15 protein-coding genes are annotated in these 16,083 nt (G+C 38.8%); 12 read left to right on the top strand and 3 right to left on the bottom strand.

Features of this window, described 5'->3' with window-relative positions:
• Positions 1–159: 159 nt before the first annotated feature.
• From BMX11_RS05815 to BMX11_RS05805, 3 genes are all read left to right on the top strand, one after another.
• Positions 160–1,491 carry an O-acetylhomoserine aminocarboxypropyltransferase/cysteine synthase family protein gene (locus BMX11_RS05815; RefSeq protein ID WP_090882386.1) on the top strand — a complete coding sequence of 444 codons (1,332 nt, stop codon included), beginning with the start codon at positions 160–162 and terminating at the stop codon, positions 1,489–1,491.
• Positions 1,492–1,530: 39 nt separating this feature from the next.
• Positions 1,531–2,589: a homoserine O-acetyltransferase family protein gene (locus BMX11_RS05810; RefSeq protein WP_090882384.1), complete on the top strand. Its 1,059-nt coding sequence runs from the start codon at positions 1,531–1,533 to the stop codon at positions 2,587–2,589.
• A 66-nt stretch (positions 2,590–2,655) separates the two neighbouring features.
• Entirely contained in the window at positions 2,656–3,900 is a 1,245-nt protein-coding gene (locus BMX11_RS05805; RefSeq protein ID WP_090882382.1) for a homoserine dehydrogenase, read from the top strand.
• Between the two features lie 1,699 nt (positions 3,901–5,599).
• On the opposite strand, the gene BMX11_RS05800 is transcribed toward BMX11_RS05805, so the two are convergent.
• Entirely contained in the window at positions 5,600–6,370 is a 771-nt protein-coding gene (locus tag BMX11_RS05800) for a queuosine precursor transporter (RefSeq protein ID WP_090882380.1), read from the bottom strand.
• A 160-nt stretch (positions 6,371–6,530) separates the two neighbouring features.
• Here BMX11_RS05800 and BMX11_RS05795 point away from each other — a divergent pair, with 160 nt between their 5' ends.
• From BMX11_RS05795 to BMX11_RS05755, 9 genes are all read left to right on the top strand, one after another.
• Positions 6,531–7,757 carry a multidrug effflux MFS transporter gene (locus BMX11_RS05795; protein ID WP_090882574.1) on the top strand — a complete coding sequence of 409 codons (1,227 nt, stop codon included), beginning with the start codon at positions 6,531–6,533 and terminating at the stop codon, positions 7,755–7,757.
• 332 nt (positions 7,758–8,089) lie between these two features.
• The gene (locus BMX11_RS05790; protein ID WP_090882378.1) at positions 8,090–9,235 is read left to right on the top strand and encodes a methionine aminotransferase; all 1,146 of its coding nucleotides are present in this window, start codon (positions 8,090–8,092) and stop codon (positions 9,233–9,235) included.
• Between the two features lie 21 nt (positions 9,236–9,256).
• A complete protein-coding gene (locus BMX11_RS05785) occupies positions 9,257–10,060 on the top strand; it encodes a nitrilase family protein (protein ID WP_175474480.1) in 804 nt (267 codons plus the stop codon).
• Between the two features lie 48 nt (positions 10,061–10,108).
• On the top strand, positions 10,109–11,143 hold the full coding sequence (locus BMX11_RS05780; protein ID WP_090882377.1) for a glycosylasparaginase: 1,035 nt from the start codon (positions 10,109–10,111) through the stop codon (positions 11,141–11,143).
• A gap of 34 nt (positions 11,144–11,177) precedes the next feature.
• Entirely contained in the window at positions 11,178–12,056 is an 879-nt protein-coding gene (locus BMX11_RS05775) for a YegJ family protein (protein WP_090882375.1), read from the top strand.
• 38 nt (positions 12,057–12,094) lie between these two features.
• The gene (locus tag BMX11_RS05770) at positions 12,095–12,865 is read left to right on the top strand and encodes a copper homeostasis protein CutC (RefSeq protein ID WP_090882374.1); all 771 of its coding nucleotides are present in this window, start codon (positions 12,095–12,097) and stop codon (positions 12,863–12,865) included.
• A gap of 240 nt (positions 12,866–13,105) precedes the next feature.
• A complete protein-coding gene (locus BMX11_RS05765) occupies positions 13,106–13,630 on the top strand; it encodes a hypothetical protein (RefSeq protein WP_090882373.1) in 525 nt (174 codons plus the stop codon).
• 67 nt (positions 13,631–13,697) lie between these two features.
• Positions 13,698–14,225, top strand: a complete 528-nt coding sequence (locus tag BMX11_RS05760; RefSeq protein ID WP_090882371.1) for a hypothetical protein — start codon at positions 13,698–13,700, stop codon at positions 14,223–14,225.
• 1 nt (position 14,226) lies between these two features.
• On the top strand, positions 14,227–15,003 hold the full coding sequence (locus BMX11_RS05755) for a CPBP family intramembrane glutamic endopeptidase (protein WP_090882369.1): 777 nt from the start codon (positions 14,227–14,229) through the stop codon (positions 15,001–15,003).
• Here BMX11_RS05755 and BMX11_RS05750 read toward each other — a convergent pair.
• A complete protein-coding gene (locus BMX11_RS05750; protein WP_090882367.1) occupies positions 15,000–15,395 on the bottom strand; it encodes a DUF983 domain-containing protein in 396 nt (131 codons plus the stop codon). The genes BMX11_RS05755 and BMX11_RS05750 overlap by 4 nt on opposite strands.
• A 65-nt stretch (positions 15,396–15,460) precedes the next feature.
• Positions 15,461–16,063 carry a Crp/Fnr family transcriptional regulator gene (locus BMX11_RS05745; RefSeq protein WP_090882365.1) on the bottom strand — a complete coding sequence of 201 codons (603 nt, stop codon included), beginning with the start codon at positions 16,061–16,063 and terminating at the stop codon, positions 15,461–15,463.
• Positions 16,064–16,083: the final 20 nt, after the last annotated feature.

Raw genomic sequence — 16,083 nt, 5'->3', positions numbered from 1 at the left:
CTGTTGCATACAGTAATCTAAAAATCTTCCTTTTTTGTTTCTCATTCAAACTGGAAGGCCCTCTAAACGGAGGGTACACCCAATTATGATTTGCCAGATTCCAACTGCAATTCAGCATGCACTAATTATCAAACAATTAAAATTTAATCATTAGAAATTATGTCTACTACATATAAATTTGAAACCTTACAATTACACGCTGGTCAGGAAATAGATCCAACAACAGGTTCAAGAGCAGTTCCTATTTACCAAACTACTTCTTATGGCTTCCAAAGTGCCGAGCATGGTGCCAATTTATTTGCCCTGAAGGAATTTGGTAACATCTACACGCGTATCATGAATCCGACAACAGATGTATTTGAAAAGCGGATTGCAGCCTTAGAAGGTGGTGTAGCGGCCTTAGCGGTGGCTTCTGGTCAGGCAGCTCAATTCATTGCCCTACATAATATACTAGAAGCCGGAGATCAAATTGTGTCTTCATCACATGTATATGGTGGTACTTATAACCAATTTAAAGTAGCTTTTAAACGTTTAGGTATTCAGGTAGATTTTGCCAATGGCGATGATCCTGAAGATTTTGAGCGTAAAATTACAGATAAAACCAAAGCCATTTTCTTAGAAACGATTGGTAATCCATCGTTCAGCGTTCCTGATTTTGAGAAAATTGCTGCAATAGCTAAAAAATACGATATCCCATTTATAGTAGACAATACCTTTGGCGCTGCAGGATATTTATTTAAACCATTGGCACACGGTGCAAACATAGTAGTAGAATCGGCAACGAAATGGATCGGCGGACATGGAACCAGCATAGGCGGGGTGATTGTTGATGGCGGAAATTATAACTGGGGTAATGGTAAATTCCCGCAGTTCAGCGAGCCATCCGAGGGCTACCATGGTTTGGTTTTCAGTGATGTTTTTGGCATCGGAGGTCCTTTTGGCAATATCCAGTATATTATTCGTGCCCGTGTAGAAGGATTAAGAGATCTTGGCCCTGCCCTCTCTCCTTTCAACTCCTTCCTATTGTTGCAAGGTTTAGAAACCTTATCACTTCGTGTACAACGCCATGTAGATAATGCACTTGCGCTTGCCACCTGGTTAGAAAATCATCCACTGGTAAAACAGGTAGATTATCCTGGCTTAGCAAGTAGTCCATACAACAACCTGGCTAAGAAATACTTAAGTAACGGTTTCGGAGCGGTATTATCTTTCGAACTACACGGCAGCAAGGAAAATGCAACACAGGTAATAGACAACTTAAAACTGGTTTCTCACCTGGCTAATGTTGGAGATGCCAAGACATTAATTATCCAGCCTTCGGCTACCACGCATCAGCAATTAAGTGAAGAAGAACAACTGGCAGCTGGTGTTAAGCCTAATGCTTTAAGGGTATCGGTAGGTATTGAGCATATTGATGATATTAAGGCAGATTTTGAGCAGGCATTTGCCAGCATCAACGCCACTGCAGCTGCTGATAGTTTACAAGCTTAACGTCCAGAATTCTTTTACAACAACACGACAAATTTTAACATGAGTACATCTTCAATATATAATCACCCTAAACAGTTTAAGTTAGAAAACGGAAAGAAGTTAAGAAATTTACAGATCGCCTATCAAACTTATGGAAAGCTAAATGCTAAAAAAGATAACGTAATTTGGGTTTGCCACGCTTTAACAGCTAACGCAGATGTTTTTGAGTGGTGGGAAGGTTTATTCGGGCAAAATGCCTTATTTAACCCCAATGAGCATTTTATTGTTTGTGCGAATGTTTTAGGTTCTCACTATGGCACTACTAACCCTTTAAGCACTAATCCTGTTAATGGATTACCGTATTATTTAGCTTTTCCTCAGTTTAGCATCCGTGATTTTGTTGCCGCACATCAATTACTGTCCCAACACTTAGGTATTGAGCAGATTAAAGTTTTAATTGGTGGTTCATTAGGCGGACAACAGTCTGTTGAATGGAGTATTATTGAGCCCAATAGAATTGAAAATTTAGTGCTTATTGCAACCAATGCTGTGCATTCGCCATGGGGAATCGCCTTTAACGAGAGTCAGCGTTTAGCCATCACTACAGACCGTACTTTCTTTGCTAACCAGCCCAATGGCGGAAGCAAGGGCTTGAAAACCGCCCGTAGCATTGCATTACTGAGTTACAGAACATATAGTGCATACGGCAATACCCAGGTAGAAAGCGTAAATGAAAAGACTGATAACTTTAGGGCCTCTTCTTATCAAAACTATCAGGGAGAAAAATTAATTAATCGTTTTAATGCTTATAGTTACTACTATTTAACTAAAGCAATGGATAGTCATAATGTTGGACGAAATAGAAAAAGCATTGCTGATGCTTTAAAATTAATCAAAGCAAATACCTTGGTTATTGGTATTGAAAACGATTTTCTTTTTCCTGTTTCAGAGCAAAAATATCTTGCAGACCAGATTCAGGGTGCTGAACTTGCCGTAATTAACTCTGATTATGGCCATGATGGATTTCTGATTGAAACCAATGCATTAACCAATATCATCGGCACTTTTTTGAGAGAAAGCAGTAACAAAAAGATCATCAAACTTCAACATACTGCCTAATATTATCATCACAACTTATTCAATAACAACAGACAAAGATTGAGTCTGTACAATCATAAAAATAAAATGAGTAAAAATTTAAAGATTGGACTTTTTGGTTTCGGAGTAGTTGGACAAGGCCTTTTGGATATTATTCAAAGTCAAAACCTCAACTTAGAAATCATTAAAATTGCGATAAAAGATCCTAGAAAAAAACGTACACTGGATAAAGACTTATTTACGACAGATCGCGATGAGATCCTAAACAATACAGAAATCAATACCATTGTGGAGCTGATTAACGATGCTGAAGCAGCCTACGAAATTGTAACCACTGCCTTAAAAAATGGCAAAAATGTAGTTTCTGCCAATAAGAAAATGATTGCGACCCACTTGGCTGAGTTAGTGGCGCTACAACAAGAGCACGGCACCTCTTTATTGTATGAAGGGGCTGTATGTGGTAGTATTCCGATTATTCGTAACCTGGAAGAATATTATGACAATGAGCTTTTCCACGCATTAAGCGGAATTTTTAATGGATCTTCTAACTATATCCTATCTAAAATATTTAACGAAGACCAAAGTTATAACTCGGCTTTAAAAGAGGCGCAGGATTTAGGTTTTGCAGAAACAGACCCTATTTTGGATGTGGGTGGTTACGATCCTAAATATAAGCTGGCTATTGCTACGGCACATGCTTACGGTCTTTTTGTTAATCCTGATGCCATCTTGAACATTGGTATCCAAAACTTATCTCAGCACGACATTAAGTATGCCAAGGAAAAGAATTTGAAGATTAAACTGGTACCAACTGCACGCAAAGTAAATACCAAGCAAATCGTAACTTATGTACTGCCAAAATTGGTTGGAAAAGACGACTTCTTATATAATGTAGAGAATGAATACAATGCGGTAACTGTTCAGGCTGCTTTTGCTGATAAGCAATTCTTCTTTGGTAAAGGTGCGGGTGGTCACCCAACTGGTGCAGCTGTACTTTCGGATATTGCAGCCCTACGCTATGATTACCGTTACGAATACAAAAAATACCATCAGGAAATTGGTGTTCAGCACACGGAAAATATTTTGTTAGAAATTTACCTGCGCTATGCGGATGAGGATCTGATTAGCTTACTGGAATTTGATCACATTAGCGAGCGTTACGCAGCCAGTGAATTTAAGTATGTTATCGGTACTGTTAAATTAGAAAACCTGATCAAAAACCGTGATTTATTATTAAATAAAGATGTTTTCGTGGCTTATACCGGAAGACAGATATATAAGGAAGAAAAAGCTTTAAGTGGCACTTTCGCCGCAGAAGAAGCACTTCTCTAAGATTTTTTTAAGGTTAATTTTTATTTGTTTTGTTGTTGCAAAGGTCGGAGCGATTCCGACCTTTAGCCTTTTATCTTTTTGTAAACAACTGTATTCATTGCTCCTGGATTCTTGTTCCTTTGCAATTCTTTATTATCAAACATTAAGAAGTTAAGGAAAGTTAAGCTGAGACAATAATCAGTATTCCTGGCTCTTTGTTCCTTACTCTTTTATCCTTTTAATTCTTTACTATCAAACATCAAGAAGTTAAGGAAAGTTAAGTTTTTTAGCTATGGAAGGGACTCTGCTTTCCTTTGTGTCCTCTTATCAATAGCGAAGCTATCTCTGTGTGCTTCGTGTGTTCCTCATTTTCTCTGTGGTTAAATCTTTGCGTTAAACTTTGCGCGCTTTGCGGTTAGTGGGATCAAAACTTATTTTTCTTATTTGGCTTATATGGTGCAAAAAAACATTAAGAAGTTAAGGAAAGTTAAGTTTTTTAGCCACGGAAACACAGAAGGCCTTTCAATCTAACTACTAAGAGACAAAAAATAACCACCCCCGCCACTTCACAATCATCCGCACCCCCTCCTTGAAAAAAGTAGGGGAGCTTGGGATCTAGATTTGTTTTATAAGTGGTTTATGGTTTTAGCCACGGAAGCACGGAAGGGACTCTGCTTTTCTTTGTGTCCTCTTATCAATAGCGAAGCTATCTCTGTGTACTCCGTGTAATTCCTCTTTCTCTCTGTGGTTAGTGCTTTGCGTTAAACTTTGCGCGCTTTGCGGTTAGTGGGATCAAAACTTATTTTTCTTATTTGGCTTATATGGTGAAAAAAAAACATTAAGAAGTTAAGGAAAGTTAAGTTTTTTAGCCACGGAAACACGGTAGGCACTCTGCTTTTCTTTGTGTCCTCTTATCAATAGCGAAGCTATCTCTGTGTACTCCGCGTAATTCCTCTTTCTCTCTGTGGTTAGTGCTCTGCATTAAACTTTGCGCGCTTTGCGGTTAGTGGGATCAAAACTTATTTTTCTTATTTGGCTTATATGGTTCGATACTTTTTTACCATTTAAGGCATGTAAGTTCATTGTAATAACCACCCCCGCCACTTCACAATCATCCGCACCCCCTCCTTGAAAAAAGTAGGGGAGCTTGGGATCTCGATTTGTTTTCTAAGTGGCTTATGGTTTTAGCCACGCAAGCACGGAAGGGACTCTCCTTTCTTTGTGTGCTCTTATCAATAGCGAAGCTATCTCTGTATACTCCGTGTAATTCCTCCTTTTCTCTGTGGTTTTTGCTTTGCGTTAAACTTTGCGACCTTTGCGGTTAGTGGAATCAAAACTTATTTTTCTTATTTGGCTTATATGGTGCAAAAAACATTAAGAAGTTAAGGAAAGTTAAGTTTTTTAGCCACGGAAGCACGAAAGGGACTCTGCTTTTCTTTGTGTCCTCTTATCAATAGCGCAGCGATCTCGGTGTACTCCGTGTAATTCCTCTTTCTCTCTGTGGTATTGCTTTGCGTTAAACTTTGCGCGCTTTGCGGTTAGTGGGATCAAAACTTATTTTTCTTATCTGGCTTATATAGTAAAAAAACATTAAGAAGTTAAGAAAAGTTAAGCTGAGATAATAATCAGTATTTCTTAATCTTTGTTCCTTGTTCTTTGCTCTTTGTTCCATGTCTCCCTCAAGACTCAGGACTTCAGACTAAAGACTCCAGACTAAAAACTACCCTCTCGATGCCATTTTAATCAGCTTACTAGCCAGATCCTTGCCCAAATAACCATCAATTACACCATGTACCAGATAAAGAATTGGAGTCATTAGTATGGCCACTATGAATTTGTAGGTATAATTTACCAGGCCTATAGCGGCTACCATTTGCCAGCTGTAATGATATTGCGGGTTTAGATAAAAGGCAATAAAAATGACTACGAAGCTATCAATAAACTGAGAAACCAAGGTAGAACCTGTAGCCCTGAGCCAAAGTGCCTTTTCTCCGGTTATCTTCTTGATACGGTGAAAAATGATTACATCTGCCAGCTGGCCGATAATAAAGGCCGTAATTGATCCTACAATAATCCACATGCCCTGACCGAAAATACCTGCAAAAGCGTTATTCATATTTAAGTCTTCCCCATTGATATTTTGGTGAACCCAAAAATCGGCTGCGCTGAGATGCATAGATCCCCAAACTACAATAAAGGCAAAAGCAATTAAAATGGAGGTCATGATGGAGAGAAACCTGACTTGCTGTACGCCAAAATATTCATTGATGATATCTGTCATGATAAAGATAATTGGCCAGGTAAGCACGCCTGCCGACATCACAAAAGACAGGTTGGGCACGCCAAACAGATTGATATCGAATTTCTTAAATCCCAGGGTTTCTTCAACACTGAATAATTTTACACCGATGAACTCAGATAAAATAGCATTGGCGACAAAAAAGCTACCCAGCACCAGTAGCAAACGGCTTTCTTTGGTTTTAAAAGTCATAGTCCATAAATCTAGAAATAAATCATCAATTAATCTCCATTAACAAAAGTTTTAAATCCCGGTTGGCTATTCTGATTTGATTTTGACATCCAATAGACCTTAAAAATAGGTAATGACATTAAATCTCACAATCTTTGCGCCTCCGAAAAACAAAAATCCAATGGCCCCAAAAAAACACTTCTACCTAATCTTAATTTTAGGTTCATTAGCAGCTTTAGGTCCTTTTTCAATTGACATGTATCTTCCTGGATTTGTGGATATTGCGCAAGACTTAAAAACTACAGAATCAACGGTAGCACTTTCACTTTCATCATTCTTTATTGGTATTTCTGCTGGTCAGTTACTGTATGGCCCCTTGCTGGATAAATATGGCCGTAAAAAGCCATTGTATTTTGGTCTTGTTCTTTATATCCTTTCGTCCTTTTTATGTTTAGCCGTTGATGATGTGAACCAACTCATTGTTTTACGCTTCGTACAGGCCATCGGAAGTTGTGCTACTGCAGTAGCTTCGGTAGCTATGGTTAGAGATTTGTTTTCGGTTGAGGAAAGCCCTAAAGTTTTTGCTTCCCTTATGTTAGTTATCGCAGTTTCGCCCATGCTAGCCCCCACTGCCGGAGGCTACTTAATTGCCGCATTGGGCTGGAAATATGTATTTGTATTTTTAGGGTTAATGGCCGTCTTAATACTTTTAGCTTCTATTTTTAAACTTCCCGAAAGCTACAAGCCTGATCCAAATTATTCGCTTAAACCGAAACCAATTCTGACCAGTTTTTTTGGAGTTTTAAAAAACCCACAGTTTTATACCTACGCCTTAATTGGCTCCGTTACCTTTGCGGGTTTGTTCGCTTATGTAGCTTCATCACCAACTGTTTTTATGAAAATTTACGCAGTAAGTAAAACCGGTTACGGCTGGATATTCGCCATACTCTCCGTCTTTTTTATCGGTTCGAGCCAGGTAAATAGTTTGCTTTTAAAATGGTTTAGCAGCAAGAAAATTATCAACTGGGCACTTTTAGCACAATGTGCAGTGAGTGCGGTCTTCCTCGTTTTTGCCTGCAATGATTGGTTAGGCTTATACTCCACCATTATATTTATAGCCTTGTTTCTGTGTTGTTTAGGCCTGATAAACCCTAATGCAGCAGCGTTATCGTTGGCACCTTTTAGCAAAAACGCAGGCAGTGCATCAGCTTTAATGGGCGCATTACAAATGGGATTAGGGGCTTTTGCTTCGGTAATGGTGAGTTTATTTAGTGAACATTCCGTTATTCCAATGCCATTGGTAATGACTATTGCTGCCTTCATTGCACTTTTTGCGCTTTGGATGGGTAAACGATTTATCAAAACCGAGGTAGAAGCATCAGCTGATTCGACTGTGATGGCGCATTAAGGGTTATGGGTTACGAGTTGTGGGTTGCGAGTCTATGTGCCTATCCCCCTTTTCGCTTTAGGTTTGTATACCTTTGTCGGGATCAATGATTTATCTATTGCTGGTTACAAGTCAATGCGTCTATCTTACTTTTCGCTATTAGTTTTGTATTCCTTGTCGGGATCAATGATTTACCTGATGTGTGTTACGAGTCAATGCGTATATCCTACTTTTGGCTATTAGTCTTGTGGGTTTTGTCTTGATACCTGATACTAGCATCTTGATACTATTTACACCAATCATTCTCCCCAAAAGTTTAATAAAAGCTAATATTTTCCTATTTTCGCTATGAGATGCTGAATATACAATCGAAACTTCCTGGGGTGAGTACCACTATTTTTACAGTGATGTCTAAACTCGCCGCAGAACATCAAGCCATTAACCTATCGCAAGGCTTTCCCGACTACTCGTGTGACCCCAAATTAATGGAATTGGTAGATAAAGCCATGAAAGATGGTTATAATCAATATGCCCCTATGCCAGGTGCTATGGCGTTGAAAGAGGCTATTGCGGGAAAAGTTGAGTCGCTTTATAAAACTAAGTACAACCCTGATACCGAGATTACAGTAACCGCTGGCGGAACACAGGCTATTTTTACAGCGATAGCGGCCATTATTAATCCAGGCGATGAGGTAATTATATTTGAACCCGCCTACGACAGCTATGCGCCTACTGTAAAACTTTTTGGTGGACTTGTTAAAACATATGAACTCGCCCCTCCCAATTATGAGATAGACTGGGACATGGTAAAAAAATTGTTTACGGCAAACACGCGAATGATTATCTTGAATTCGCCTCAAAATCCAACCGGAAGCATCCTGTCGCCTGCAGATCTTCAGGCTTTGATCAAGTTGACTAAAGGTACTGATATACTGATCCTTAGCGACGAGGTTTATGAGCACTTGGTTTACGATGAGCAAAAGCACCAAAGTGTAATGCTATATCCGGAATTAAGGGAGCGAAGCTTCATTATCGCCTCTTTTGGCAAGCTCTTACACGCTACCGGATGGAAGTTAGGCTATTGCCTTGCTCCCGAAAAACTAACCAGGGAATTTAGGAAGGTACACCAATTCAATGTTTTTAGCGTTAATAGTCCAATGCAACAAGCCATTGCCAATTACATTAGTGAACCTAGCAATTATAATGGAATTACCAATTTTTTCCAGCAGAAGAGAGATTACTTCAGATCGCTTTTAGCCGACAGTAAGTTTGAACTTTTACCCTGCAAAGGATCTTATTTCCAATGTGCCAGTTACGGCCACATTAGTGATGAAAAAGATACCGATTTCAGTATCCGTTTATTAAAAGAATTTGGAGTGGCCACTATACCGGTGTCTGCATTCTACCAAAAAGCTACCGATCACAAAATTATTCGCTTTTGCTTCGCTAAAGAAGATTCTACCCTTGCTTTAGCTGCAGAGAAATTAATTAAAGTATAAATTCCCTAAAACAATAAATACATGGAAGCTCCTGTTTACACTCAAATAGAAAACCTGAAAGTAACTGTTTTCCAGGCTTATCTTTTTTGGGAAAACATTGAAAAAAACTTGATCAATCTGGCCTTAAGATTATCTATGGGAGTACGCGAAAAAACAGATCTAATCGTACTACCAGAAATGTTTAACAGCGGTTTTAGCATGAATGCAGCAGCACTTGCTGAAGAAATGGATGGCCCAACCATGCAGTGGATGCATAAAATGGCCGACCTATACAATTGTGTCATTACCGGAAGTTTAATTATAAAAGAAGAAGGCAAATACTATAACCGCCTGATTTGGATGGAACCCAACGGCCAGCACCAGCATTATGATAAGCATCACTTATTTGGTTTAGGGGAAGAGGATGAAAACTTTACCTCTGGAGAAAAACAGCTTATTGTAACCCTTAAAGGATGGAAAATACGCCTGGCCATTTGTTACGATCTTCGATTCCCGGTATGGCTGCGCAATAAAAATGAAGAATATGACGTGCTTTTAATCATCGCCAGTTGGCCAGATAAGCGCTCTTCTCATTGGAGAGCCTTAATCCCCGCCAGGGCTATTGAAAACCTAAGCTATGTAATCGGTGTTAACCGTGTTGGACATGACGGTAATCAAATTTACCATAGTGGCCACTCCATGTGCATAGATCCTTACGGTAGTACCGTTTATTATAAACCCGAAGATGAAGATCTTTATACCTTCAGTATCAACTACGAAGAATTAGTTAAAATAAGAAGGCAGTTTCCCTTTTTAAAGGATGCCGACAAATTTGTTATTCAATAGCGCTTAAACAATAAATCATTCCAAACTTACAAACCATTTATTCTAAAGATGTTCAACCGTCGTAAATTTATCAAAGCCTCAGCCCTCTCCGCAAGTTTAATCGCACTCGACAAAAAAAGTATTGCCGAAGTTCTTCCAACAACAAGTACATCAGCAAAAAACTTCCCTATAGTAATATCTACCTGGGATTTTGGTATAGCAGCCAATGCTGATGCCTGGAAGGTTTTATCTGCTGGTGGTGCGGCACTGGATGCGGTAGAGCAAGGCGTATGGGTACCAGAAGCCGATGAAAAAAATCAATCTGTTGGTTATGGCGGATTACCTGATAGAGATGGTAAAGTTACCCTGGATGCCTGCATTATGGATGAAAAGGGCAACTGTGGTGCGGTATTGGCATTAGAGCATATAAAACATCCTATTTCTGTGGCCCGTAAGGTAATGGAAAAAACGCCTCACGTGATGTTGGCTGGAGATGGTGCATTACAATTTGCCCTCGAACAAGGATTTAAAAAAGAAAACCTGCTTACTCCGGCAAGTGAGAAAGCCTGGAAAGAATGGTTGAAAACAGCGAAATATGAGCCGGTAATGAATATCGAGAATAAGCTCTATGAAAAAGCCGCTCCACAAAAGCTTCCTGGTAATCAGTACAATCACGATACCATCGGAATGTTAGCCATTGATGAAAAGGGGAATATTTCGGGTGCCTGTACAACCAGTGGCATGGCATACAAACTCCATGGCCGCATTGGCGATAGCCCAATTATTGGTGCTGGTTTATATGTAGACAACGAAGTGGGTGGCGCTACCTCAACGGGTGTTGGAGAAGAAGTTGTACGAAATGTGGGTTCATTCCTTGTGGTAGAGTTAATGCGCCAGGGCTACACACCAGAAGCGGCTTGTAAGGAAGCGGTTATGCGTATTATTAAGAAGAAACCAGAAACAGCAAAGAATATTCAGGTAGGATTCTTGGCCATTAATAAAAAAGGCGAATATGGTGCTTACGCTATTCAACAAGGATTCAGCTATGCAGTATGCAATGCAGAAAAGCAAGACCTGCTCATTAAAGGAAAAAGCTATTATTAAGAAATAAAATCCTGGAAAACAAAATCGCTCAACCATGGGATTACTGTCAAAAATATTCGGAAAAAAGAACGTAGAAGAACGCAAAGGCGAACCTGACATGGTTTATGTAGCCAATGAAGATAGCCGCATGAACTGGGCGATAGAAAAGGCTAATTTAACCTTATGGTATTTTGAAGAAAGCCTGGAAAATCCCAAAAATTCACAGGTTTATTTTTCTGTAAAGGTTAAAATTATGGATGGCGATGTAGGCGAACACATTTGGCTAACTGATCCGCATTTTGATGATGAAGGTCATTTATATGGAACAGTAGGCAATGAACCCGTTGATGTAAATAGCGTAAAACTGGATCAAAAAATAGGCATTGATCGCAATTTAATTTCAGATTGGATGATTGTGGAAGGTGGTAGACTTGTTGGCGGATACACCATAAGGGCCATTAGAGACGGGATTCCGGAACAAGACAGAGCAGAATTTGACAAAAGCATTGGTTTATATATTGATGAGGGTGTAGATCACTTCAAAGCCAATTTAGAAACCCCGGAAGGTGCTATACTTTCTTTAGAAAAAGCTTATAACTACAAAGATATTCAGGCTGCTATGGATTGTAAAGATTTTTACGAAGAAGCAAAATCCTTACTTTCCAATATGCAAATGGACTTCGATAAAGAAACCATTAATGAAACAGCAGAGGTATTAAAGCTTTCTTTTCTTAAGAATATTGAAGAACATGGATTTCCAGATTTTTCTACTATACAAAATGCTTTTCCCAAACGAGAAAAAATTGACGAAACACACTGGATCATTACGGAGGTATGCTGGTTTCCTGACGGTGGAAAATCTGTGCAGGAACTAAATGTATACAAATCTGCAAAGGGCTGGGTAGTTTTAGGTCCGGTGGCGAAAGAAGAATAACATTTAAATATAAAAGACCTTAATTGGGGTCAATAAACATGAGTCTAAGCAACATTAAAACCTGCGCATTGGAAGTTTGCGCAAATTCCTATGCATCTGCTCAAGCTGCCCAAGATGGTGGTGCAAAGCGGGTAGAATTATGCGATAACCTGGCAGAGGGAGGAACTACACCGAGCTATGCACATATAGCCTTATCTAAAAGAAATCTCAACATAGAAATCTGGCCAATTATTCGCCCCAGAGGCGGAGATTTTTTATATTCAGACCTCGAGTTCGAGTTAATGAAGGAAGACATAAAAAACTGTAAATCATTAAATTGTGATGGAATAGTAACAGGAATTCTTAATGCTGATGGAAGCATTGACAAGGCAAGATGTAAGGTATTAATAGATTTGGCACATCCCCTGCCGGTGTCCTTCCACAGGGCTTTCGACATGAGTAATGATATGGAAAAAGCTCTGGAAGATCTAATTGAATTGGGCGTAATTAGGGTACTTACTTCAGGTGGCGCATCATCGGCAATCAACGGTGCAGAAAAATTAGCCCAACTGGTTAAACAGGCCAATGGCCGAATTGATATTATGCCTGGTGCAGGTATCAATGAGCAGAATATTAACTTGTTAATGGAACAAACTGGTGCAACTGATTTCCACGCATCGGCCAAACAATTTGTAGCCAGCAAAATGGAGTATAGAAATGATGATACCAAGATGGGCAGTATAGCTGATGAATATCAATACGAATTAACCTCTGCCGAAAAGGTAGCAGGGCTGGTTAAAAGTATCCATCAATATTTCGAAAATGACTAGATATTCATTTTAAAACCGTCATGCATCACCCAGCAAAGTTTACAATCTAGTTCACAACACTGGAAAATTCAAATGTAAAAAAATATAATTTTTAGCGATTCAACCATAAAAAACAGCCTTTTATAATCATCCGATGGATTTCGATCTCATCGGATTTTTTTTGTTTACAAAATATACATAATGATTTATCAGACAAATAATTAGCTATATTTAAGTATACCTAAAACTATTATTGACATTATGAAAAAGATCTCCATCGCAATTGCGGGCATACTACTGTTTGCCGCTTGCCAACCTAAAGAGACATCATCTACCAGCAATGAAGTAACAGATACCACCCAGTATGCTTACACATTGAAAAAAGATCACCACTGGGAAATGAATTCAGATCATAAAAACCTTCAAACAGCTTTAAAGGCTATAAAAGCGTTTGCCTCGCTAGATACCTCTGCGCTAAAACCCTTAATTGGAGACAGTATTGAACTTACGGTAGATTATTATCAATTTAAGGGTACAGGAAGTCAGTTTATGAAAGAAGCTCAAAGTCATATCGATAAGTTCAAAAGCATTGAAATCAATATGACCGATTGGGAATCTGTTATCAGTAAAGATAAAACTGAAGAGTGGGTGAGCTTGTGGTACAACCAGGTTTCTAACATGAAAGATGGAAAAACAGATACGATTAGCTACTTTAACGACTTTAAGCTTAAAAACGGTAAAATAGTGGCCTGGTCTGAATATGCACAGCATCCAATGAAAAAATAATCGGTAAATCTTTTTTTGTTTTTGATTTATTGTCTTTCTATATTTACAATAGATCAAACAAACGCTCATGACAGAAAACCAAACTAACAGCTTGTGTAATTGCTGTGCCAGACCTTTTAACTTTAATGATATTTTTTGCAACAGTTGCGGCTATCCGCTTAATGGAACCGAACAAGAACAAAAAAATCACATCTCTAACCGTGCAATTAAAGAAATAGACTTAGTTGAATTCAAACAATCCATAGAAAAAGCCCGGACTTCTTTATATTGGATTGCGGCTATAATAGGTTTATCGGCTATTTTTGAAGCAGTTACAGCAGAATCCGAAGAAATACTTTTCGCTTCATTGGTTGTTAATGTAATACTAATTGGTGCTTTCCTGGCCTTTGCAGTGATTGGCAAAACCAAACCCACTACCGCTTTAATTGCCGGATTATCAGTATACGTGATTATAATCTTGTTAAATGCGATTTTGGAGCCTTCAACTCTTGTTAGAGGGATCATCTTTAAAGTTATCATTATTGGCTACCTGGTGAAGGGCTTAAAGGCAGTGTTAGAGGCCGACAAGCTAAAGAAAGAGCTTAATATCAATTAACTTGGAAGAACAATTAACAACTGGGATCAGCTGTAAAAAATGCAGTAATGAGATCCAGGAAGGATATAATTTCTGTAATCGTTGCGGGCAGGCGATCAATCACGAAGAAATAGCCCTTTACGCTAAAAAATGGCCCAATATGTTAGAGGTGGGGCTTTTCTTCATCATTGAGATCTTTTGTTGCGCCACGGCATTAATCATAGATGAACCGTCGTTAAAAAACCTTTTTGTAATTGATGTGATTATGGCCATAGCCACTATCCTATTTTTCGGCTATCGTTGGAAGGAAAATAAAACCATATTAAAGTGGCCAGCCTTTTCATTGATCAAACTACTGACATTTATCGGCATCACCATAATAGCCTCTATTGGTGTGTCTTATTCCGTAGACTTTTTAAACCGCGTGGTATTTGAAAAACAGATGGGATTTTATTCCATTTTCGCCTTTCATCAGTACGGAACATATTTGATGTTTTTATCTGTAGCCTTGTATCCTGCTATTTTTGAGGAGCTGGCCTACCGCGGCTATTTAATGCAAACACTGTTAAAGGTTGTGGATGAAAAGGAAGCGATCTACATCTCCTCTATCCTATTTTTCATTATTCACTTTAGCCTGGTATCCGTTTTCTGGCTACTTCCCTTTGCCTTATTTCTAGGTTGGTTACGCATCAAGACTAAAACCATCTGGTATGGGGTGTTCATCCATTTTTTCTTTAACCTCACGGCTTGTGTACTGGATATTGCTCCCCTTTCAGATATTATAAAATTGCTTTTTTAATGGTCTCCGCTACCAGGAACATAATGTAAACCTGGTGTGAGATAATGTAACAATACTACCCTGGAATAACGGTAATTGATTGGAGAAAGCAAGAATACACCAAACAGGATAAGACCAACATAGTACCACAGGTTTTCATAAATTAAGGGTAACCCTAAAACATATGAAGCTACCCCAATGGTAATAATCTCGGCCACATTCATCGCATAACTAACAAACATAGCTACATAGAAAAAACCTGGTTCACGCTCAAATTTAAGGTTGCAGTGTGGGCAATTAACATTCGTTTTCTGCAATTTAAAAGCGTAAGCATTTCCCGTGAAAATATCGCCTTTGCGACATCTTGGGCATTTACATTGTATGAAAGCCTGAAATTTAGATAACTCTGCCATAGTGATTGATTTCATGATACAAATTTAGTCTTTGCGCATTGATTAAATTATGACCTGCATCATGTTTACAAACTAAATTTAGATTCCTTTTTTTTTATAATCTTTCCTCTTTTGAGCAGAATAAGCTCTTTAGCTGCCAATTGTTTTATGCCCCTAATCACCGTTTCTACCCTCAACCCGGTCATATCGGCCAGCTCCTGCCTGGTAACCTTCAATGCATCGCCTTCATTTAAATCTTCTGTTAAGTACTTCACAATGGTTAACAAACGATGTTCTGCCTTTTCGTTGGCCAGTTCTTCGAGCATCATCGATTTATAAAAAAGACGTTTACTTAAAACCTGAATCAATTGCATACTAAAATCTGCGTCGGTTTTCAGGAGCTCAAAAAAGTCTGACTTTCCAACTGGAATAATCTCCGAAGGCTTATTAGCAATGGTATAAGCCAGATAAGGCTTACCAATTAACAGCGCAGGTTCACCGAAGTACTCCCCGCTCTTAAATATGCCCTGAATAAATTCCTTACCATCCTCACTTACGGTTACCATCCTAATTTCACCACTTTTAATAAAATACACATGATGCGGCCAGGTACCCGGCTCATATATGATTCCATCCCTGGCATACTTTTTCACAGAAAAACCCTTATCAATCAACTGCTTAACATCCATATAGTAATCGGATTTACAGC

The organism is Pedobacter rhizosphaerae (assembly GCF_900111155.1).
Classification (GTDB): Bacteria; Bacteroidota; Bacteroidia; order Sphingobacteriales; family Sphingobacteriaceae; genus Pedobacter; species Pedobacter rhizosphaerae.
The sequence above is the reverse complement of the archived record's forward strand: the minus strand, read 5'-3'. Positions and strand labels throughout refer to the sequence as shown.